General features: G+C 38.3%; 2 protein-coding genes. Both read left to right on the top strand.

Translation table 11 applies throughout. From position 1 onward, the window contains the following. Positions 1–367: outer spore coat protein CotE (gene cotE / locus AC1DOS_RS20305; protein ID WP_477538937.1), on the top strand; the 367-nt coding region annotated here is incomplete at its 5' end. A gap of 81 nt (positions 368–448) precedes the next feature. Next, a partial coding sequence (locus AC1DOS_RS20300; protein ID WP_477538936.1) for a MutS N-terminal domain-containing protein occupies positions 449–1,015 on the top strand: 567 nt, incomplete at its 3' end.

Below are 1,015 nucleotides of genomic sequence, written 5' to 3'. Positions count from 1 at the left end.
GTATGATATTAACGTCTGGTATGCCCATCACGAACATTCCAAAACAGCTGTTTTCTCTGAAACAATCCCTTACAAAGAACGCATCAAACTGCATTACCGTGATGAAGACGTCCATGGTGTTGAAGACGTACATGTTCGAGTAATTCAACAACCAAATTGTACAGAAGCCATTATTACCCCAGATGGTGAACTATTTAAAGTAACTGTCGAAAGAGAATTACATGCTGAAGTCGTAGGCGAAACAACAGTAGTTATTCAAATTCAACCGCAAGACGTTGAAKAAGAATGGTCTTTTAAAAATGAAAGTTCATCGTCTACATCAACACTTGACGAATCTAGTTCGTCGTCATCATCATCATCTTCTTAAGCCGGGATAGGAAATCCGGCTTTTTTTTTCTGTTATTTTGTTATAATGGAAGAATCGCTAGTAATCGAAAGAGGTTTTGACATGTCCACCTATACACCTATGATTCAACAATACTTACAAGTAAAATCAGAGTATACAGATGCTTTCTTATTTTTCCGGCTAGGAGATTTCTATGAACTGTTTTTTGAAGATGCTATTCGTGCATCTCAAATTCTTGAAATTACGTTAACCAGCCGTGATGGAGGAAGTAAAGAAAAAATTCCCATGTGTGGAGTGCCTCACCATGCCGCACAAAATTACATAGAGACTCTCATTCAAAAGGGCTATCGCGTGGCAATTTGTGAACAAACAGAAGACCCGAAACAAGCTAAAGGTGTAGTAAGACGGGAAGTTGTTCGTTTAATCACACCGGGTACGATTATTGAAGGTAAGAATATGGATGGAAAAAGTAACAATTTCATTGCTGCTGCCGAAGAAATTGATGAAAATCGATATGCCTATGCCTTTTTAGATTTATCGACTGGCGAAGGTGCCAGCGCAATTGTAACGGGAACAGAAAAAAATCTGATTCAGGAATTACAAACTTTATCGATCAGAGAGCTCGTTGTTCCTGAACAATTATTTGTCCTATTATCGGATTTAGCTGAG

The sequence above is a fragment of the Paenisporosarcina sp. P5_A11 genome (assembly GCF_056400705.1).
Note: the sequence above shows the minus strand (reverse complement) of the source record. Positions and strands in the feature narration are given on the sequence as shown.